Source organism: Ruegeria sp. AP12, assembly GCF_056540025.1.
In genome coordinates, this window is sequence record NZ_JBQFVZ010000009.1 from 26,219 (window position 1) to 44,770 (window position 18,552).

The window sequence follows — 18,552 nt, forward strand, 5'->3', positions numbered from 1 at the left end:
AATGTCGCTTGACGGAGGCCACCCCATGTCGCGCAGAATCAAATCCGCTCTGGCTCTGCTGGCCGGGAATGCTCTTGGGTTGTTGCTGGCTGTGCTGCTGCTGTCCGGGTTTTCGATCAAGCCGCTGTCGTTCATCGTTGTGGTGATCGTCTTCACCCTGGTTCAGGTGGTGGCCGAGCCGCTGATCCTGAAACTTGGGGAAAAGAAAGCGCCCGCGCTGAAAGGCGGGATCGCGCTGATCGTGACCTTCGTGGGCCTGCTGGTGACCGATTGGATCACGGCTGGGTTGACCATCGGCGGTATCTCGAACCTGCTGGCGGCGACGCTGCTGGTCTGGCTGGGTGCGCTGATCGGCAGTATCGTGCTGCCGATCTATGTGTTCAAAGAACTGCGCGAACCTAAGAAGTAATCACAGCGCGTTCAGACTGGCCTCGATGGCTTGCCACAGTTCCTCGACCGGTTCGCAGCCAACAGAGAGGCGGATGAACGCCGGATCGACGTCATCGCCCCAGCGGGCGCGGCGTTCGGCCGAGCTGTGAACGCCTCCGAATGAGGTTGCGGGGCGCAGCAAGGGGCAGGTGTTGATGAAGGCTTCGGCCTGCGCTTCGCTGTCCAGCGTCAGGGACAACAGGAACCCGAATCGCGCCGTTTGAGCTTGCGCCAAGGCGTGCGCGGGGTCGTCTGGCAGGCCCGGATAGCGAACGTGTTTCACCTTCGGATGCCCCGCCAACCGCTCCGCCAGCAGCTGCGCCGAGTTGCACATCCGGTCAAAGCGCACATCCAGAGTTTCCAACCCGCGATGCAGCAGCCAAGCCTCATGCGGGCCGGGGATTGATCCGGAAACCTTCCGCCATTCCTCGACCCGTTCCATGATCTGAGTGTTGCGGCTGGCCACATGGCCCATCAGCATATCGGAATGCCCGCCCATCGCCTTGGTGTCGGATGACACAACCACGTCGATGCCCAGATCCAACGGGCGCTGGCCTAGCGGTGTCAGGGTTGTGTTGTCGGCGATGGTCACCCCACCGGCGGCGCGCACCTGTTCGGCAACCGCTTTCAGGTCGATCATGTCCAGACCGGGGTTCGAGGGGCTTTCGACAAACACCACATCGAACCCGGCAAAACCACCTTCGGCAAAAGCCGTCGTCGCGCGTTCTTCGACCTCAACACCGAGGCGTGAGAGGAACCGATCCGACAGCAGACGCGTGACGTAATAGCCGTCCGAAGGGATCAACAGCCGCGATCCGGCCTGAACGGTCGCGAACAGCGCCGCTGAGATCGCCGCCATGCCCGACGGAAAGCTAAGGCAAGGCGCGTCTTCCAGATGCGACAGCACATGTTCCAATTGGACCCACGTGGGATTGTCCACACGGCCATAGGTGGCCAGACCATCTGTTGGCCCCGGCAGGTGATACATGCTGCTTTGGGTCAGCGGCAGGGCCACCGGCTCACCTGCGTTCAGGGCGTTGCCGCGCAGGTGCAGCATTTCTGAGATCTTCGGTGCCATGACTCAGCGCCCCGGAATTGCGTCGCGGGGTGGGGCGGGTTCCCAGTTCTCGATGATCTCGACCGCCTCTTGCGCGGTATCGACAAAGCGGAACAGGTCCAGATCTTCGTCCGAGATGGTGCCTGCATCGGCAAGGGCTTCCCAGTTGATGACCTTTTCCCAGAATTCGCGGCCGAACAGCAGGAAAGGCACGCGGTCCATCCGGCCCGTCTGGATCAGGGTCAGGGATTCGAACAACTCATCCATGGTGCCAAAGCCGCCGGGGAAGATGGTGATGGCGCGGGCGCGCATCAGGAAATGCATCTTGCGGATCGCGAAATAGTGGAAATTGAAGCTGAGCTCGGGCGTCACATACAGGTTCGGGGCCTGTTCATGCGGCAAGACGATGTTCAACCCGATGGAACAGCCGCCTGCATCCTGCGCGCCCCGGTTTCCGGCCTCCATCACGCCGGGGCCACCGCCGGTGACGATCACATTCTCGCGGCAGCCTGTCTCGTTCGATTTCTCGGTCATCAGCCGGGCAAACTCGCGTGCCTCGTCATAATACTCGGACAGCCCGGCCAGCGTTTCGGTTCGTGCCGTGTGCTTTTGCGACGGTTCCGGAATACGCGCGCCGCCGAACATGACGATGGTCGAGGTGATCTGACGTTCGCTCATGATCATCTCGGGTTTCAGCAGCTCCAGCTGCAGGCGCACCGGGCGCAGCTCATCCCGGCACAGGAATTCCTCATCAGCGAAGGCAAGGCGATAGGCGGGTGAGCGCGTCTGCGGCGTATCCGGCACCTCGCTCGCGGTCGAGCGGTCGGTCTGCGCATCGCGGAACGGGCTGTGGCGGTCTTCTCTCATCGTTGATCGATCCCTGCTTGCGTGTTTGACAAACAGCTATAGGGTTCGCGGGCAGAGTGCCAGTCACGGAAAGACAAACATGGATTGGAAAAGCGAAATTCAGGCAGCAGCCGGTCGGATAGACGGGCACGCACAGGTGACCCCGGTGATGCAGATCCACATTCCCGGCTACCCGATTGAGATGAAGCTGGAGCATATGCAGCACACCGGCAGCTTCAAGGCGCGGGGCGCGTTCAACACGCTGCTCAGCACGGATGTGCCGCGGGCGGGCGTTGTCGCGGCCTCAGGCGGCAATCATGGCGCTGCGGCGGCCTATGCCGCGCGGGCGCTGGGCCATCCGGCCAAGATTTTCGTGCCGGAACTGGCCGGTCCGTCCAAGATCGCCCTGATCGAACAGATCGGCGCGGACTTGAGCGTGGTGCCGGGTGAATACGCCAATGCCCTAACCATGGCGCAGGAGCATGAGGAACAAACCGGCGCGATGCAGATCCACGCCTATGACGCACCAGCGACTGTGGCCGGGCAGGGGACGTGCTTTGCGGAATGGGACGCGCAAGGTTTGCAGGCTGATACCGTCCTGATCGCTGTTGGCGGCGGCGGCCTGATTGCCGGGGCGTTGGCGTGGTTTCAGGGTGCGCGCAAGGTTGTGGCGGTTGAGCCGGAAACCTCCTGCGCGCTAAACGCGGCTTTAGAGGCGGGTAAGCCAGTGGACGTGTCGGTCTCCGGGATCGCGGCCAACGCGCTGGGTGCGCGGCGGATTGGATCGATCTGTTTTGATCTGGCGCAGGGGATGCCCTCGGTTCTGGTCTCGGATCAGGCGATTTCCGACGCACAACGCGCCTTGTGGCAGGCCCATCGTATCCTTGTTGAACCCGCAGGGGCAGCGGCCTTGGCAGCTCTGATGTCGGGTGCGTATCAGCCGGAACCGGGGGAACGCGTGGCGGTTCTGGTTTGCGGTGGAAATATCGCCCCCGATCCGTTTGCGGCGTGAATTATCGGCTTGTGGACAGGCGTTGACGATTTTATCGATAATCTATGAACGCCACGATTGCCGACACGATCTACGAAAACCTGCGCCAGCAGATCATCACCGGGGCTTTAAGCGCCGGTGAGAAACTGCGTCAGGACCACATCGCCAAATCCTTTGACACCAGCCACGTGCCTGTGCGCGAAGCGCTGCTGCGGCTTCAGGCGCACGGGTTGGCCCACAGCGAGCCCCGACGGGGGATGCGTGTCTCGGTTCTGGATCCCGCCGAGATACGCGAAGTGATCGAGATGCGCGTGGCGCTGGAACCGCTTGCCCTGCAGCAGGCGGCGCAAAACATGTCGCCCACGGATCTTGACCGGATCGAAGCGGCTCGTATCGCCTGCGACGACGCTGAAACCATGCCGGAATGGGAGGCCCGCAATCGCGCCTTTCACCGTGCAATCCTGACGCCCTGCGGTTTGCCGCGCCTGTTGCACACCATCGATGACCTGCACATCGCCAGCGCCCGGCATCTGTTTGCCCATTGGCGCCCCAAATGGACGCAGCGTGTGGACAAGGACCACCTGTCCATCGTGCAGGCCCTGAAGCGCAAGGATACGGGCGCGGCAACGGCCATTCTGATCCGGCATATTCGCCGCGCAAGCTGAGGATAGCGCGGATTGGACGCAAAAAGACCCGCGTTCGTCGCATTGCGCCGTGGGTCCGGCTTGCGTATAGGCCACACCGACACGAACAGATTCTCTAGGGAGACGCCCAATGTCCAATGCGCAACTGGAAGCCGCCATCGAAGCCGCATGGGAGGCCCGCGATACCATCTCGCCCGCAACCACCGGCGAACAGCGCGAAGCCATCGAGGATACGCTGAACGCACTGGACAGCGGATCGCTGCGTGTGGCCGAAAAGCTGGAGAGCGGCGACTGGCACGTGAACCAGTGGGCCAAGAAGGCGGTTCTGCTGGGCTTCCGCATCAAGGACATGGAAATCCAGTCGGGCGGCCCGCAGGCCGGTGGCTGGTGGGACAAGGTGGACAGCAAGTTCGCCGGTTGGGGTGAGGACCAGTGGAAGGCCGCTGGCTTCCGCGCCGTGCCGAACTGCGTGGTCCGCAAATCGGCCTATGTCGCGCCGGGCGTGGTGCTGATGCCGTCCTTCGTGAACCTGGGCGCTTACGTTGACGAGGGCACCATGGTTGACACCTGGGCCACCGTCGGGTCCTGCGCGCAGATCGGTAAGAACGTGCACCTGTCGGGTGGCGTCGGTATTGGCGGCGTGCTGGAACCGATGCAGGCCGGTCCGACCATCATCGAAGACAACTGCTTTATCGGTGCCCGGTCCGAGGTGGTCGAGGGCTGTATCGTCCGCGAAGGCTCGGTTCTGGGTATGGGTGTGTTCATTGGCAAATCCACCAAGATCGTTGACCGCGAAACCGGTGAAGTGACCTATGGCGAAGTGCCGCCCTATTCGGTTGTTGTGGCGGGTTCGATGCCGTCGAAAAACAACATCAGCCTGTATTGCGCGGTGATCGTGAAGCGGGTGGACGAAAAGACCCGCTCGAAAACCGGCATCAACGAGTTGCTGCGCGACTAAAGCGTCCGCATACGTGCAAAAGGGCTGTAGCGCGTGCCGCAGCCTTTTTTTGTTGCCTGTCTATCCCTTGATCGGATAGCGATCCGGTTCTTCAAACACATCAATGGCCCGCGTACCGGCCTTGATCTTGCCGCCATGTTCGACGCCCGCAGGGATCGAATAGCTGTCGCCGGGGCCGTATGTTCTGGTCTCGCCGCCGATGGTCAATTCAACCTCGCCCTCGACAATCGTGCCCCACTGCGCTTTGTGCGAATGTGCGGGCAGTTCAAAATCCTTAAGGAACGTGAAGAACGCCACCAGACCCGCATCAGACCGGATGACGGCGGTTTGCACCACGTCCTCGGGGAAGGGAATGTCGAGGCTTGGGAAGGCTGTAATAAAATCGGGATAGGGCATCAAAAGTCCTCTGCAATTGGCAACGGGCTGTGTTTTTGCACTATGGACGCCTGAAAGCCTGCGCGCAATTCCCGGCTGCTTGACCGTAGGCGGGCGCGCGGCTATGGCCCGTTGCATGGAAAAGCAAAAGAAACCTTCGCGTCAGCAAGTCTATACCCTGTTGGTCCAAATCGGTCGCAAGGACGGCGACGGCTTGCCCGACGGGGCGACCGGGGCGGCCCTGATGTGCTTTGCCAGCGGCGTGGATGAAGCCGAGGCGGTGCGCGAAACCGTGGCGATCCTGAAACAGGCAGATACCGCGCCTCTGGATGTCACGGGCTATGGCACGCTGGCCGAGCGCGAGGCGCAGGGCCACGACATTGATCCGGACGAACGTGCCCTGATGCAGCGGGCGCTGGATGAGAATGCGGTGATCGTCGCGCAGATGACGCCGTTTTTCGAAGGTGACGCGCAGCCGTAAAGCAGACTTGCCTTAGTTCTGCATCCCGAACCAGTTGCGGTAAATCTCGTCATAGGTCCCGTCTTCGCGCAGGGCCAACAGCGCCTGATTGACCTCTTCGACAAGGGGCGAACCGGTCGGGAAGGCAATGCCATAGTTCTCCCGCAGGAAGATGCCTCCGGTCATGCTGGCGATCCGACGACCTTCATGGGCGGCGAAGTAGGACAGGATGGGCGCGTCGAACACCACCGCGTCCAGATCTTCGGCCTTGAATGCTTCGAGCATTTGATCCAGCCCGGTGTAACCGGTGAATTCAATCTCGCGCCGGGTCAGGAAACTGGCGGCGGTCGAGCCCGTGATGGTGCCGACATTCTTGCCGTAGAGGTCATTGACCGAATTTACATTGCCGGTGATCGCGTCCACCGTCATGACGCTGGTGATCCGGGCGGTAAAGACCGACACGATGAACAGGGACGAGACGACCAGTACAACGCCCAGAATGCGGCCGAAGGGCGTGCGCGGCATCCGTTCCTCAAACCCGCCATTCACGACCAGATTCAGCGCCCACCAGAAGGATGGAAACCACGCCTCGTTCAGCTTTCGGTCGAAATAGGGCTGCGCGCGCCGCTCGAACCCCCACATCAGCATGCCGCCGCCCAGAAGGATGGCAAAGGCCAGGCCAATAGCAATGAACAGCTCGGTCGACAGCAGGGCCTGCAGCAGCGATGGCCTGCGCACCGCGTCCGAGGGCACCATGATCTGCAATCCGGCCTCAAAGATCGGCTGGCTGAAATCCATCTGGGTTTCGCGCATCGCGGTGATCGAGATATTGGCAATCGCCAGATCCGCAGACCCGTCCCGAACCGCGCCCAGCATGTCCGAAAAACCTTCGACCCGGGATACCGTGTAGTCCCAGTCCAGCGCCTCGGCCAGCGCCGCAAGCAGGTCCATCGAGAATCCGGTCTCGGCCTCGTCCTCCACATAGGAAAACGGCGGTCGGGTCACGGTTGTGACATTCAGCGTTTGTGCCAGGCTTTGCTGTGCGAGAACGGCGAAAGTCAGGCAGATCAGGGCGTAGAATGCGCGCTTCATGGTCAATTCACCTGTTTCGCGGCCCTGTAACGCGAATGTGTGCATGGCGGCAAGCACGTCCCGGGGTAAAGCACCATGATTTATTGGCGTCTCAGGTCGATACGTTGCGTGTTCGTCACTGTGAAAATTGCGGATTGGGGTTGGCAATCCGGCCAATTCGTTGAATCTGTGCACGAACCTGAGCGCACCACCACCAAAGAGGCCCTTAAATGACCGATCCAGTTCAATTGACGGCGGACCTGATCCGTTGCCCATCGGTCACACCTGCCGAAGGCGGTGCATTGGTCCTGTTACAGGGTCTTTTGTCGGATGCAGGGTTCGAATGCACCCGAGTGGATCGCGGTGGGATCAGCAACCTGTTCGCCCGTTGGGGGGCCAAAGGACATGCGCGAACATTTGGATTCAACGGCCATACCGATGTAGTTCCCGTTGGCGACGACTCCGCCTGGACCAAACCACCTTTCGGGGCCGAGGTTCAGGGCGGGGTGATGTATGGGCGCGGCGCAACGGACATGAAATCGGGCGTCGCCGCCTTTGCTGCTGCCGCCGTGGATTTCGTACGCGACACGCCGCCGGATGGCGCGATCATCCTGACCATCACCGGCGATGAAGAGGCCGATGCGCTGGATGGCACCTCCGCCCTGCTTGATCATATGGATCAGGTCGGCGAACGGATGAGCGTGTGTCTGGTCGGTGAACCAACCTGTCCAAACAAAATGGGCGAGATGATGAAGATCGGGCGGCGCGGGTCGATGACCGCGTGGTTCACCGTGACGGGCGTACAGGGCCATTCCGCCTATCCGCACCGGGCCAAGAACCCCCTGCCCGCGATGGCGCGGCTGATGGACCGTCTGGCCAGTCATGAACTGGACCAAGGCAGTGACCATTTCGATGCCTCGACGCTGGCCGTGGTCACAATCGACACCGGCAATCCCGCAACAAATGTCATCCCGGCGCAATGCGGCGGCACCGTCAATATCCGCTTCAACGACCTGCATTCCGGCACGGGCCTGAGTGACTGGCTGAAATCTGAGGCCGCGCGTGTGGCCGAGGAATATGGCGTTGAGGTCGAGACCAGAATCAAAATCTCGGGCGAAAGCTTTCTGACCCCGCCCGGTCCTTTGTCCGATCTGGTGGCGCAGGCGGTTGAGGCCGAGACGGGTGTGCAGCCTGAGATGTCGACGACCGGCGGCACCTCGGACGCGCGGTTCGTCAAGAACCACTGCCCGGTGGTCGAGTTCGGGCTGGTGGGCCGCACCATGCATCAGGTGGACGAATGCGTCGAGGTGGCCCAGATCGAACAACTCAAGGCGATCTATACGCGCATTCTGACGGATTATTTTGCCTAAGCCATGCAGCGCACTCTGGTCATCATGGTCAAAGAGCCCCATCCGGGGCGCGTCAAGACGCGGCTGGGGCGTGATATCGGCATGGTCGGCGCAGCGTGGTGGTTCCGGCATCAGACACGGGCGCTGATCCGGCGGCTGCGGGACCCGCGCTGGCAGATCGTTCTGGCCGTGTCACCGGACCGCGAGGGGCTGACCAGCCGCATCTGGCCTGCTGACTTGCCGCGCGCGGCGCAGGGGCGCGGTGATCTGGGCGACCGTATGGGGCGGATGCTGCGCGGGATGCCCAAAGGGCCGGTGTGCCTGATCGGGGCGGATATTCCGGGGATTTCTCGCGGGCATATTGCGCGGGCGTTCGCGGCGCTGGGCGGCTCGCAAATGGTGTTCGGCCCGGCCCCGGATGGCGGCTATTGGCTGGTCGGGGCGCAGCGCTACAGCGCGTTGCCCAGAGGTCTGTTTCGCGACGTACGCTGGTCAACGGAACACGCGCTGGCCGACACGCTGGCCTCGGTTCCCGGCTGCCGCATCGCCTTGCTGGACCAGCTTCGCGACGTCGATACGGTGGCTGATCTGACCCCCTGAACACTTTTTGGTCATGACGCGGTCGCATACCCATGCTAGGCCGAAAACATGACTCGCATCCCCACCAAGCAGGAGGTCCTGGACTGGATCTCGGCGAACCCCACCCTGACCTCGAAACGCGATATCGCAAAGGCCTTTGGCATCAAGGGCGCGGATCGGATCGATCTGAAACGTATCCTCAAGGAACTTGAGGCCGAGGGGCATCTGGAAAAGCGCAAGCGCAGCTATCGTGACCCGGACCGCCTGCCACCGGTCAGCGTGTTGCAGGTGAAAGCCCCGAATGCCGATGGCGACCTGTTCGCGCGCCCGCTGGAGTGGCATGGCGAGGGGGTCGAGCCCATCGTGCTGCTGATCACCCGCGCCAGCGATCCCGCGCTGGGGGAAGGCGACCGCATTCTGGCCCGCCTGACCGTGGTGCATGAGGAAGACCACAATTACGAGGCGCGCCTGATCCGCCGCATCGGAACCAACCCGCGCAAGATCGTCGGCATCTTTCGGAAAGGGGCCGAGGGCGGGCGGATTGTGCCCATCGACAAGGCCGGTTCGACCGAATGGCTGGTGCCCGAAGGCGCGGTGCATGGGGCCAAGGATGGCGAGTTGGTCGAAGCCGAACAGGCCGGACCCAAGAACCGCATGGGCCTGCCCCGTGCGCGGATCGTCGAGCGTCTGGGCGATCCTACGGCGCCCAAGGCGGTTTCGCTGATCGCGATCCATCAGCATGGCATCCCCGACGATTTCCCCGACAAGGTGATCGATGAGGCCGACAAGGCCAAACCCGCTGGCCTGAAGGGCCGCGAGGATCTGCGGGACATGCCGCTGCTGACCATCGACCCCTCGGACGCGCGGGATCATGATGACGCCTGCTATGCCCATGCCGATGACGATCCCAAGAACCCGGGCGGGTATGTGGTCTGGGTCGCCATCGCGGATGTCGCCGCCTATGTGCAGCCCGGCACCGCGCTGGACCGCGAGGCGCGTAAGCGGGGCAATTCCAGCTATTTCCCCGACCGTGTGGTGCCGATGCTGCCGGATCGTCTGTCGGGCGATCTGTGTTCCCTGCACGAAGGCGTCTCGCGTGCCTGTATCGCCGTGCGGATGCAGATCGACGCGGATGGCAACAAGATCGGCCACAGGTTCGTGCGCGGCCTGATGCGCTCGGCTGCGTCGTTGCATTATGCCGAGGTGCAGGAGGCCATTGACGGCTCCCCCAACGACCGCACCGGGCCGTTGCTGGAGACGGTTCTGAAACCGCTCTATGCAGCCTATGCCGCGCTGAAAAAGGCCCGTGCGGCGCGGCAGCCGCTGGAACTGGACCTGCCCGAGCGCAAGATTGTCCTGTCAGACACCGGCGAAGTGACCAGCGTGGCGTTCCGTGACCGACTGGATGCGCATAAGCTGATCGAGGAATTCATGATCCTCGCCAATGTGGCCGCTGCCGAGACTTTGATCGCCAAACGCCGCCCGCTGCTGTTCCGAGTGCATGAAGAACCCGCGCCCGAGAAGCTGGAAAGCCTGCGGGAAACCGCTCAGGCGGCGGGGTTGAATCTCGCGAAGGGTCAGGTGCTGCAAACCCGCCATCTAAACGCGCTGCTGAACGCCGCCGCCGGGACCGAGGATGCAGAGCTGATCAACCTCACCACCCTGCGGTCGATGGCGCAGGCCTATTACAACCCCGAGAATTTCGGCCATTTCGGGCTGGCATTGCGGAACTATGCGCATTTCACTTCGCCCATTCGCCGCTATGCCGACCTGATCGTACACCGGGCGCTAATCACGGCTCATGGCTGGGGCACCGACGGGCTGACGGAGGATGAGATCGCAAGGCTCGAAGAAACCGCCACCCATATCTCGGACACCGAGCGCCGCTCGATGATGGCGGAACGTGACACGACCGACCGTTATCTGGCCGCGTATCTCAGCGAACGTGTGGGCAATGAGTTCTCGGGCCGGATCAGCGGCATCGCCCGGTTCGGGGCCTTTGTGAAGATGGACGAAACCGGCGCGGATGGGCTGGTGCCCGTGCGTTCTCTGGGGCGTGAATTCTTCCATTTCGACCGCGAGGCCGGAACGCTGATGGGTTCAGACACAGGCTTGATCATCGCCATCGGCCAGCGTGTCACTGTGCGACTGACCGAGGCAACACCGGTGACCGGCGGGCTGGAACTGGAACTGCTGTCCATTGACGATCAGGCCCTGCCGCGCGGGCGCGGCCCCGCCAAACGCGGTGCACGGCGCAAGGCGGTCAGCACCAAGCGCAAGAAGGACAAGATCAAGCGCAAGGTCGAACGCAAACGCCGTCAGAGGTGATACTGCGTTTCAGGAAAATGTCGTATCGCTTTTCATTTGCCTTTCGCTGTAACGCGATAGGTTAGCGCCCGCGCGATCAGCCAGCCATGGCGGGTCGGATCGATCTGGCCCACGTCATCGAACAGAACCGCGCGATTTCCGTCGATCCGATCTTCACCCGGAAAGGCGCTGGTGAAATCACCCATCAACCGGCTTTGGCAATGCACGAACAGGGCAAAGCACGCGGATTTGTGCCCGCCCAGCCGAATGGTCGAGCCCTTGGGCGCCAGATACGCAGGCTGACCCCAGCGCAGCGCCTCTTGCAGCGGTTGCGCGCTGGGCAGGTCGCTGGCCGTCTCAAGGATCAGATTGCGCAAGGCAAACGCACCGGCGCGGGTCTCTGGTGGCAAGGCCGCGAAGGCTGCGGCGACGGCGGGGTCCTCGAACTGTGTCATGCCAGCGGTACTGCCTGTTCCATCCGATCCACATAGCTGTTGAGCAGGTTATCCTGTTTGATCCGACGGGTCAGGGGGGTATCGGCAGGGGTGGCACGCATCGCGGCCAGCATGGGCCCAACGCTCATGTCCGCCGCCGTCGGGCGTTCGCCCAGCAGAAACGGCGATTGCCACAGATAGGCCGAGATCGCCTCAAGATCGCGTTCGACCCTGTCCAGACGTTCGTTCAGGGAAAAGCGGCCAATGCCTTGGGTCCTGATCCCCTTCAGAACGGATTTGCGGATCGCGTTCGAGGCCGGTTTGCGGATCAGTGCCGGGATTCCGTCAAAGAACATCTCGCGCAGGATGGGCCAGACCTGATCATTGCCCCAGCGATCCAAAACGATGTGGAAATACAGGTGTTCCTCAACCATTCGGATCAACGCGCGGGACTGTGCCTTTTCCACATCCGTCAGGCCCTGATCGAAATCGGCGCCCTGATGCTCCAGCCATTCGCGGATCAGGTCGCTGTCGGGCACCAGCCGTTCAGGCGTGCGAAGGACGGGCAGTTTCTGGTGCGGCATCTTGCGGGGGTCCAGCATGTCGGATCGCTGCCAGCTTTGGCCGGAGTGCTGCAGCATCAGCGCGGTTTTCACGCAGAACGGGCTGGCGCTGAACACGCCAAAGGCCGAGGGGAAGGTCAGTAGGGTCAGCATCTGTGGCTCCGTCATTGGGGATGGCCAGACCCTAGACGCACCTGATGACAGTTTCTGGCATTAGGGGTAAGTTAGGATACATCATGTCCCGCACCGCCCGCCTGTTCCAATTGATGCAAGCCCTGCGTTCTGGCCCGTCCCCGAAAACCTCGGTGCAACTGGCCGAGGATCTGGGCGTGTCGCCGCGCACGATTCATCGGGACATTGATGCGTTACGCGGCCTTGGGGCCGTTATCGACGGCGAGGCCGGGTTCGGATTCACCCTGATTGAAGATGCAACTCTGCCGCCGCTTGGCTTCACCGATGACGAGCTTGAGGCCCTGGTTCTGGGCCTGCGCGAAGTGCAGGTGATCGGCGATCCGGCCCTGTCAGAGGCCGCCAGCGCCGCATTACGCAAGTTGCAGGGGCGGTTGCCGCCACGCCAGTCTCACAGGCTTAGCCACGCGGTGCTGGCCGCGACGCGATTTGCGCGTCCACCCGCGCCGACGATCGAGGTCGCCGAGCTGCGGCAGGCGACGTGGGATGAGCGGACGATCGAGTTTGCCTATACCGATGCCAAGGGCGATGAGACCCGCAGGCGGGTCGATCCGCTGAGCATTGTTTATATGGACCGCTCGAATGTGTTGCTCAGCTGGTGTCATCTCAGGCAGGATTTCCGCGTCTTCCGGCTGGACCGGATCCGCGACATGTCCGTGACGGATCAAAGCTTTCGCCCCAATCGCGTGCCGATGCTGCGCGATGTGCTTGCGCGTATCCGTGCCGAACGCCAAGCACAAGCGCGCGAGGACGAGCGCTGAGCGCTTTGAGAATACCTGATTTTGCGCTATCCTCGAGGTTGAGCAGTAATCAGGAAAAAACGGAATGCGTAAATGCGTAGGTGGCGTCATGACCGCCGCATTATGGGCATCCATCGTGCAGGCGTCAGCGACAGAACAGTCTCCAAGGCCCGAGTCTCGGCCATTGGAGGGCGAAATCCAATTGGCTTCGGCGGAGGTGACAACGTCAATTCGCCCGGTGCCCCGGCCGTCGGCTGAGGTGGTGCGGGTGTCGGCGGCAGGGAACGCGCGGTTTCAGGCCTGGCTGGGGGCGTTTGAGGGCCGGGCGCGGGATCAGGGCATCTCGCAGACCACTCTGAACCGGGCCTTGGCGGGTTTGACATACGACAAGGACGTTATCCGACGCGACCGCAATCAGGCCGAGTTCAGCAAGCCGATCTGGGAGTATCTGGACAGCGCCGTCTCGGACACGCGTATCGCCAACGGACGCGCGGCGTTGGAGCGTCACGGCGCGGTGCTAAACCGGATCGAGGCGCAATATGGCGTCGAGAAAGAGGTCGTGACGGCGATCTGGGGGCTGGAGACCTCATTCGGATCGTATCGCGGCAGCAACCAGACCATAAGGTCGCTTGCCACTCTGGCCTTTGATGCCCGCCGGGCGTCGTTCTTTGAGGCGCAGTTGATCGCCGCCTTGCAGATCGTTCAGGCCGGGGATGTCAGCGCCGGTCGGATGGTGGGCAGTTGGGCCGGGGCAATGGGGCATACGCAGTTCATGCCGACCTCGTATCTGGATCACGCAGTCGATTTCGATGGAGACGGGCGGCGCGATATCTGGTCGGACGATCCCACTGACTCGTTGGCCTCTGCCGCCGCCTATCTGGCACGACATGGCTGGATCAAAGGACAGCCCTGGGGGGTCGAGGTGCGACTGCCCGAAGGCTTCAACTATGCCACGGCCAAGCGGGACTATACTCTGATGCCGTCGGACTGGGCGGCCCGAGGTGTGGTTGGGCGCGATGGTAAACCCTTGCGCGACTACGGGCAGGCCGCAATCCTGCTACCCGCCGGAGGGCAGGGCGTGGCGCTGATGATCTTCGACAATTTCCGCGTGATTGAGGCCTATAACGGCGCGGATGCCTATGTGATCGGGATCGGCCACCTGTCCGACCGTCTGGCCGGGCATGCGCCGTTTCGGGGTGACTGGCCCCGAGGGGATCGGATACTCAGTTTCACCGAAAAGAAGGAGCTGCAAACCCGCCTGACCAATGCCGGGTTCGACACGCAGGGCATCGACGGGCGCACCGGGCCGAACACGATCAATGCGGTTCGGGCCTATCAACTGGCGCAGGGGTTGCTGCCGGACGGGTATCCGACGTTGAAGTTACTGGAACGGTTGAGGTGAATGCGCGCTGGCGTTTCAGGGAATTGGTGATAGCCTTCGCGAGATGCAGAAGGTGATCACATGACTATCGAAACCTGGACCATCTACGTCCTGACGGTGCTTGCATTGATGAGCACCCCGGGACCGAGCCAATTGCTGATGCTGTCAAATAGCGGCGCACATGGGTTCAAACGTGCGCTCTCAACGGCGGCAGGGGACCTGACCGCAAATGCGCTGCAGATGCTGGCCGCCGGTCTGGGCTTGGCCGCCATCGTTGCGGCCTCGGGCACTGCGCTGGCCGTCATCAAATGGGCGGGTGTTGCCTATCTTCTGTGGCTTGGGTTCATGATGATCCGTCGCGCCAAGCCGGACGATCCGCATCTGGATGAGGCCCGCCCCAAGGCATCCCTGAAAACCCTGTGGATGCAAGGCTTTCTGACCTCGGCGGCCAATCCGAAGGCGGTCGTGTTCTTTGCCGCTCTGTTTCCGCAATTCATCTCTGCCGACAGTGCCTTCTGGCCACAATTCCTGATCCTGAGCGCGACCTATATCGCGATGGATGGCGTGTTTCTGTCGGCCTACGGGTTCAGCGCAAGCTGGATTGCCAAGCGGTTCAAAGGAACCGCGCGTGTTTGGATCGAACGCACTGGCGGCGGCTTCATGATCGGCGCCGCCATCCTGCTTGGCCTCAAATCCATCGCGCAGAAAAAGCGGTTGCGCACGGCGATACCGGAGACGTTAGGTCGTCTCCGGCCAGTGTCAGAATGTCAGGACGCCGCCTTCATCAGCCCCTGCGCGATGATTTCTGCCTGAGCCTCATCCAGCGATTTGTAGATCCGCACAAACATCTCGTCGATATCCGCAGGGGTCAGGATCAGCGGCGGAGAGATGATCATTCGGTCGCCCACATGGCGCATGATCAAGTTGTTGGCAAAGCAGCGGTCGCGGCAGATATAACCCACGGTGCCCGGCGCTGACGCGAACTTGGCGCGGCTGGCTTTGTCCGGGGTCAGCGCGACCGAGGCCATCATGCCGACGATCTTGGCCTCACCCACCAGCGGGTGATCGGCCAGCGCCTCCCATTTCTGTTTCAGATAGGGCGCGGCCACGTCGCGGACATGCTCGACGATTTTCTCTTCTTCCAGAATGCGCAGGTTTTCCAGCGCCACGGCGGCTGCAACCGGGTGGCCGGAATAGGTGTAGCCGTGGTTGAACTCGGTGCCGCCAATGACCTCGGCAATCTCATCATTGACGATGGACCCGCCGATGGGCGCGTAACCCGAGCTGAGGCCCTTGGCGATGGTCATGATATGCGGCTTGATCCCAACGGTTTGTGACCCGAACCAGTTGCCGGTGCGACCAAAGCCGCAGATCACCTCATCCGCGATCAAAAGGATATCGTATTTGTCACAAATCCGCTGAACCTCGGGCCAATAGCTGTCGGGTGCAACGATCACACCGCCCGCGCCTTGCACAGGTTCGGCGATGAAAGCGGCTACGCGATCTTCGCCCAGTTCCTGAATCGCCTCTTCCAGCTCGCGCGCACGGGCGAGGCCGAATTCTTCGGGTGACATGTCGCCACCTTCGGCCCACCAGTTCGGCTGGTTGATGTGATGGATGTTCGGGATCGGGATGCCGCCCTGCGCGTGCATCCCCGCCATGCCGCCCAGCGAGGCCGACCCCACGGACGAGCCATGATAGGCGTTGTGACGGCTGATGATGATGTTCTTGTCGGGCTGGCCTTTCTCGGCCCAATAGGTGCGGACCAGACGGATATTGGTGTCGTTGGCCTCGGACCCGCCGGCTGCGAAGAACACGTGTTTCAGATCACCCGGAGCCAGTTCGGCAATTTTCGCCGCCAGCGCGATAACGGGGACATGGGTCGTTTTGAAGAACGTGTTGTAATAGGGCAGTTCGCGCATCTGACGTGCGGCCACGTCGGCCAGTTCATCGCGCCCATAGCCGATGTTCACGCACCACAGACCGGCCATGGCATCCAGAATCTCTTCACCGTCGCTGTCGGTCAGATAGACACCTTTGGCGCGCGTGATCACCCGCGCCCCTTCCTGACCCAGCGCCCCATTGGCGGAAAACGGATGGAGGTGGTGCGCCGCGTCCAGTGCCTGCAACTCGGCCGTGGGCATGTGATTGGTGATGGTGGACATCCTGAAACCTCCTGCAGCAGTTGGCACTCAGAATATGATCAAATTTTTTGCTGTCAATCGAATCGCTGTTGCCTAGGCGGTGGCCAGCGCGCCGACCATCAGCTCCATCCCTTGTTCGATGTCCTGCGCAGTGGCCAGGGCGGCTTTTTCGGCGTCTCCTTTGCGCAGGGCGGCAATGATGTCTTTGTGCCTGTCCGGCAGGCTTTGCGTTCCGAAACGCCCGCTGACAACCCGCAGCGAGGGGCCGAAGCGCAGCCACAGCCGTTCGGCCAGATCGCGCAGAATCGGGGCGTTGGCATGGGCATACAGCGCCTCGTGAAACGCGTAGTTCAATTGCAGGTATCCGCTGACATCGCCATCCGCGATCATACGATCAAGGCGCTGGTCCAACCGTTCCAGAGCGTCGATATCAGAAGGTTTTAGATTGGCTGCCGCCAGACGTGAAAGCTCTGATTCTATTGACTTTCTGGCAAAGATCATCTGCGCGATATCCGAGTCAGATACCAGCGGAACACTGACCCTGCGATTGCCCTGAAACACCAGTGCCCCGTCCGAGATCAGACGACGGATCGCTTCGCGTACCGGTGTCATCCCGACCCCAAGCGAATCAGTCAGTCCCTGGATCGTTACGGGCTGACCCGGAACCAGATCGCCGAACAGGATCTGCGATTTCAGTGTTTGGTACACCTGCTCATGTACTGGGCTTTTTTTGCCGTCCATCTTTGTCGTAGATGCCTTATTTTTGATCAAATCCAAGTGGTTCATTCCAATTTGCAAGCCGACAGCTTGCCGGGTTTGAACCGTCATGGAAGCATACTGCGTGCGGCTGAAAAACGCAAAACTTGATCAAATCCAAAAAACCGGGAAAATATCGGGACACTTGCAGGGAGAAGAAAATGTCAATCAAAACGCTGACACTGACAGCGGTCATCGCATTGGGGGTTTCGGCGGCCTTTGCCGACGAGGTGCGTGTCTACAACTGGTCCGACTATATCGATGAGGACCTTTTGAAGAAATTCGAGGAAGAAACAGGTCTGACGCTGATCTACGACGTGTTCGACAGCAACGAGGTTCTCGAAACCAAGATGCTGGCCGGTGGATCGGGCTATGATGTCGTGGTGCCGTCGGGCACGTTCCTTCAGCGCCAGATCCAAGCGGGCGCCTTTCAGGAACTGGACACAGCCAAGCTTTCGAATGCCGGAAACCTCTGGGATGTCATCCAGGACCGCACGTCGGGATACGATCCGAACAACGCCCATTCCATCAACTACATGTGGGGGACGACTGGAATTGGCGTGAATGTCGGCAAGGTCAAAGAAGCCTTGGGTGACGATGTGGCGCTGAACAGCATGGATCTGGTTCTGAAACCAGAAAACATGGAAAAGCTTGCCTCATGCGGTGTGCATTTCCTGGATGCACCATCTGAAATGATACCGATGGCGTTGCAGTATCTGGGTGAAGACCCGGACAGCCACGATCCGGATGTGATCAAGAAGGTCGAAGGTGTTCTGACCGCGGTGCGCCCGCATATCCAGAAATTCCACAGCTCGGAATATATCAACGCGCTGGCAAACGGGGATATCTGCGTCGCCGTTGGTTGGTCGGGCGATATCCTTCAGGCGCGGGACCGCGCGGCCGAGGCGGATAACGGGGTCGAGATTGAATACCACCCGTTTGCCGAAGGCTCGTTGATGTGGTTCGACCAGATGGCCATTCCTGCGGATGCGCCGAACCCGGAAGGGGCGCATAAGTTCCTCGATTTCATCCTGGACGCCAATAACATGGCCGCCGCGTCGAACTATGTGTACTACGCCAACGGCAACAAGGCCTCGCAGGAATTTCTGGCCGAGGACGTGATCGGCGATCCGGCGATTTACCCGGATGAGGCCACGATGCAGAACCTCTACATCACGACGCCATACCCGTCGAAAACCCAGCGGGTCGTGACCCGTCTGTGGACCAAGATCAAGTCAGGCACCTGATCATTCAACACGGGGCGGGTGGACCGCCCCGT

General features: G+C 61.4%; 20 protein-coding genes. 12 read left to right on the plus strand and 8 right to left on the minus strand.

The features are described 5' to 3' along the window. Nucleotides 1-25: 25 nt before the first annotated feature. Nucleotides 26-409, plus strand: a complete 384-nt coding sequence (locus ACR0E6_RS19000) for a phage holin family protein (protein ID WP_170624665.1) — start codon at nucleotides 26-28, stop codon at nucleotides 407-409. Here the strand turns inward: ACR0E6_RS19000 and ACR0E6_RS19005 are convergent, their stop codons facing one another. Further along, complete coding sequence (locus ACR0E6_RS19005; RefSeq protein WP_480586184.1) at nucleotides 410-1,507, minus strand: cystathionine gamma-lyase; 1,098 nt, start codon at nucleotides 1,505-1,507, stop codon at nucleotides 410-412. Between the two features lie 3 nt (nucleotides 1,508-1,510). Beyond that, the gene (locus ACR0E6_RS19010; RefSeq protein WP_170634163.1) at nucleotides 1,511-2,353 is read right to left on the minus strand and encodes an LOG family protein; all 843 of its coding nucleotides are present in this window, start codon (nucleotides 2,351-2,353) and stop codon (nucleotides 1,511-1,513) included. A gap of 79 nt (nucleotides 2,354-2,432) precedes the next feature. On the opposite strand from ACR0E6_RS19010, the gene ACR0E6_RS19015 reads away from it, so the two are divergent. The 3 genes from ACR0E6_RS19015 (at nucleotide 2,433) to dapD (ending at nucleotide 4,925) form a co-directional block, all read left to right on the plus strand. Continuing rightward, nucleotides 2,433-3,344: a threonine/serine dehydratase gene (locus ACR0E6_RS19015; RefSeq protein ID WP_480586187.1), complete on the plus strand. Its 912-nt coding sequence runs from the start codon at nucleotides 2,433-2,435 to the stop codon at nucleotides 3,342-3,344. Nucleotides 3,345-3,388: 44 nt separating this feature from the next. Continuing rightward, nucleotides 3,389-3,988, plus strand: a complete 600-nt coding sequence (locus tag ACR0E6_RS19020) for a GntR family transcriptional regulator (RefSeq protein ID WP_170523754.1) — start codon at nucleotides 3,389-3,391, stop codon at nucleotides 3,986-3,988. Between the two features lie 109 nt (nucleotides 3,989-4,097). Next, the gene (gene dapD / locus ACR0E6_RS19025; RefSeq protein WP_170523757.1) at nucleotides 4,098-4,925 is read left to right on the plus strand and encodes a 2,3,4,5-tetrahydropyridine-2,6-dicarboxylate N-succinyltransferase; all 828 of its coding nucleotides are present in this window, start codon (nucleotides 4,098-4,100) and stop codon (nucleotides 4,923-4,925) included. 60 nt (nucleotides 4,926-4,985) lie between these two features. Here dapD and ACR0E6_RS19030 read toward each other — a convergent pair whose 3' ends face one another. Continuing rightward, entirely contained in the window at nucleotides 4,986-5,321 is a 336-nt protein-coding gene (locus ACR0E6_RS19030) for a cupin domain-containing protein (RefSeq protein ID WP_480586191.1), read from the minus strand. 115 nt (nucleotides 5,322-5,436) lie between these two features. Between ACR0E6_RS19030 and ACR0E6_RS19035 the strand changes: the two genes are divergently transcribed. After that, on the plus strand, nucleotides 5,437-5,781 hold the full coding sequence (locus ACR0E6_RS19035; protein ID WP_170455325.1) for a hypothetical protein: 345 nt from the start codon (nucleotides 5,437-5,439) through the stop codon (nucleotides 5,779-5,781). Between the two features lie 12 nt (nucleotides 5,782-5,793). On the opposite strand, the gene ACR0E6_RS19040 is transcribed toward ACR0E6_RS19035, so the two are convergent. Continuing rightward, nucleotides 5,794-6,852, minus strand: coding sequence for a transporter substrate-binding domain-containing protein (locus ACR0E6_RS19040; protein WP_170455322.1), 1,059 nt, complete (start codon nucleotides 6,850-6,852; stop codon nucleotides 5,794-5,796). Nucleotides 6,853-7,061: 209 nt separating this feature from the next. On the opposite strand from ACR0E6_RS19040, the gene dapE reads away from it, so the two are divergent. The 3 genes from dapE to rnr are packed head-to-tail and all read left to right on the plus strand — an operon-like array spanning nucleotide 7,062 to nucleotide 11,087. After that, a complete protein-coding gene (gene dapE, locus ACR0E6_RS19045) occupies nucleotides 7,062-8,201 on the plus strand; it encodes a succinyl-diaminopimelate desuccinylase (RefSeq protein WP_480586195.1) in 1,140 nt (379 codons plus the stop codon). Nucleotides 8,202-8,204: 3 nt separating this feature from the next. After that, the gene (locus ACR0E6_RS19050) at nucleotides 8,205-8,780 is read left to right on the plus strand and encodes a TIGR04282 family arsenosugar biosynthesis glycosyltransferase (protein WP_480586198.1); all 576 of its coding nucleotides are present in this window, start codon (nucleotides 8,205-8,207) and stop codon (nucleotides 8,778-8,780) included. Nucleotides 8,781-8,828: 48 nt separating this feature from the next. After that, complete coding sequence (rnr, locus tag ACR0E6_RS19055) at nucleotides 8,829-11,087, plus strand: ribonuclease R (protein WP_480586201.1); 2,259 nt, start codon at nucleotides 8,829-8,831, stop codon at nucleotides 11,085-11,087. A gap of 32 nt (nucleotides 11,088-11,119) precedes the next feature. Here rnr and ACR0E6_RS19060 read toward each other — a convergent pair whose 3' ends face one another. Next, nucleotides 11,120-11,521: a DUF1801 domain-containing protein gene (locus ACR0E6_RS19060; RefSeq protein WP_480586204.1), complete on the minus strand. Its 402-nt coding sequence runs from the start codon at nucleotides 11,519-11,521 to the stop codon at nucleotides 11,120-11,122. Further along, complete coding sequence (locus ACR0E6_RS19065) at nucleotides 11,518-12,216, minus strand: glutathione S-transferase family protein (RefSeq protein ID WP_480586207.1); 699 nt, start codon at nucleotides 12,214-12,216, stop codon at nucleotides 11,518-11,520. The genes ACR0E6_RS19060 and ACR0E6_RS19065 overlap by 4 nt, the downstream gene beginning before the upstream one ends. 83 nt (nucleotides 12,217-12,299) lie before the next feature. Here ACR0E6_RS19065 and ACR0E6_RS19070 point away from each other — a divergent pair, with 83 nt between their 5' ends. From ACR0E6_RS19070 to ACR0E6_RS19080, 3 genes are all read left to right on the plus strand, one after another. Further along, complete coding sequence (locus ACR0E6_RS19070) at nucleotides 12,300-13,013, plus strand: helix-turn-helix transcriptional regulator (protein WP_170624650.1); 714 nt, start codon at nucleotides 12,300-12,302, stop codon at nucleotides 13,011-13,013. 64 nt (nucleotides 13,014-13,077) lie between these two features. Continuing rightward, complete coding sequence (locus tag ACR0E6_RS19075; RefSeq protein WP_480586211.1) at nucleotides 13,078-14,394, plus strand: lytic murein transglycosylase; 1,317 nt, start codon at nucleotides 13,078-13,080, stop codon at nucleotides 14,392-14,394. A gap of 60 nt (nucleotides 14,395-14,454) precedes the next feature. Then, nucleotides 14,455-15,186: a LysE family translocator gene (locus ACR0E6_RS19080; RefSeq protein WP_480586214.1), complete on the plus strand. Its 732-nt coding sequence runs from the start codon at nucleotides 14,455-14,457 to the stop codon at nucleotides 15,184-15,186. Here ACR0E6_RS19080 and ACR0E6_RS19085 read toward each other — a convergent pair. Further along, nucleotides 15,141-16,538 (minus strand): aspartate aminotransferase family protein, encoded by a 1,398-nt coding sequence (locus tag ACR0E6_RS19085; RefSeq protein WP_480586217.1) that lies wholly within the window; start codon nucleotides 16,536-16,538, stop codon nucleotides 15,141-15,143. The two genes, ACR0E6_RS19080 and ACR0E6_RS19085, sit on opposite strands and share 46 nt — an antisense overlap. Nucleotides 16,539-16,610: 72 nt before the next feature. Further along, nucleotides 16,611-17,258 (minus strand): GntR family transcriptional regulator, encoded by a 648-nt coding sequence (locus ACR0E6_RS19090; RefSeq protein ID WP_480586220.1) that lies wholly within the window; start codon nucleotides 17,256-17,258, stop codon nucleotides 16,611-16,613. A 176-nt stretch (nucleotides 17,259-17,434) separates the two neighbouring features. On the opposite strand from ACR0E6_RS19090, the gene ACR0E6_RS19095 reads away from it, so the two are divergent. Beyond that, nucleotides 17,435-18,520 carry a polyamine ABC transporter substrate-binding protein gene (locus ACR0E6_RS19095; protein WP_170455303.1) on the plus strand — a complete coding sequence of 362 codons (1,086 nt, stop codon included), beginning with the start codon at nucleotides 17,435-17,437 and terminating at the stop codon, nucleotides 18,518-18,520. Nucleotides 18,521-18,552: the final 32 nt, after the last annotated feature.

Bases quoted from the DNA above. Each gene is read 5' to 3' on its own strand.
- ACR0E6_RS19000 (WP_170624665.1), top strand. From the start codon at position 26: ATGTCGCGCAGAATCAAATCCGCTCTGGCTCTGCTGGCCGGGAATGCT.
- ACR0E6_RS19005 (WP_480586184.1), bottom strand. From the start codon at position 1,507: ATGGCACCGAAGATCTCAGAAATGCTGCACCTGCGCGGCAACGCCCTG.
- ACR0E6_RS19010 (WP_170634163.1), bottom strand. From the start codon at position 2,353: ATGAGAGAAGACCGCCACAGCCCGTTCCGCGATGCGCAGACCGACCGC.
- ACR0E6_RS19015 (WP_480586187.1), top strand. From the start codon at position 2,433: ATGGATTGGAAAAGCGAAATTCAGGCAGCAGCCGGTCGGATAGACGGG.
- ACR0E6_RS19020 (WP_170523754.1), top strand. From the start codon at position 3,389: ATGAACGCCACGATTGCCGACACGATCTACGAAAACCTGCGCCAGCAG.
- dapD (WP_170523757.1), top strand. From the start codon at position 4,098: ATGTCCAATGCGCAACTGGAAGCCGCCATCGAAGCCGCATGGGAGGCC.
- ACR0E6_RS19030 (WP_480586191.1), bottom strand. From the start codon at position 5,321: ATGCCCTATCCCGATTTTATTACAGCCTTCCCAAGCCTCGACATTCCC.
- ACR0E6_RS19035 (WP_170455325.1), top strand. From the start codon at position 5,437: ATGGAAAAGCAAAAGAAACCTTCGCGTCAGCAAGTCTATACCCTGTTG.
- ACR0E6_RS19040 (WP_170455322.1), bottom strand. From the start codon at position 6,852: ATGAAGCGCGCATTCTACGCCCTGATCTGCCTGACTTTCGCCGTTCTC.
- dapE (WP_480586195.1), top strand. From the start codon at position 7,062: ATGACCGATCCAGTTCAATTGACGGCGGACCTGATCCGTTGCCCATCG.
- ACR0E6_RS19050 (WP_480586198.1), top strand. From the start codon at position 8,205: ATGCAGCGCACTCTGGTCATCATGGTCAAAGAGCCCCATCCGGGGCGC.
- rnr (WP_480586201.1), top strand. From the start codon at position 8,829: ATGACTCGCATCCCCACCAAGCAGGAGGTCCTGGACTGGATCTCGGCG.
- ACR0E6_RS19060 (WP_480586204.1), bottom strand. From the start codon at position 11,521: ATGACACAGTTCGAGGACCCCGCCGTCGCCGCAGCCTTCGCGGCCTTG.
- ACR0E6_RS19065 (WP_480586207.1), bottom strand. From the start codon at position 12,216: ATGCTGACCCTACTGACCTTCCCCTCGGCCTTTGGCGTGTTCAGCGCC.
- ACR0E6_RS19070 (WP_170624650.1), top strand. From the start codon at position 12,300: ATGTCCCGCACCGCCCGCCTGTTCCAATTGATGCAAGCCCTGCGTTCT.
- ACR0E6_RS19075 (WP_480586211.1), top strand. From the start codon at position 13,078: ATGCGTAAATGCGTAGGTGGCGTCATGACCGCCGCATTATGGGCATCC.
- ACR0E6_RS19080 (WP_480586214.1), top strand. From the start codon at position 14,455: ATGACTATCGAAACCTGGACCATCTACGTCCTGACGGTGCTTGCATTG.
- ACR0E6_RS19085 (WP_480586217.1), bottom strand. From the start codon at position 16,538: ATGTCCACCATCACCAATCACATGCCCACGGCCGAGTTGCAGGCACTG.
- ACR0E6_RS19090 (WP_480586220.1), bottom strand. From the start codon at position 17,258: ATGGACGGCAAAAAAAGCCCAGTACATGAGCAGGTGTACCAAACACTG.
- ACR0E6_RS19095 (WP_170455303.1), top strand. From the start codon at position 17,435: ATGTCAATCAAAACGCTGACACTGACAGCGGTCATCGCATTGGGGGTT.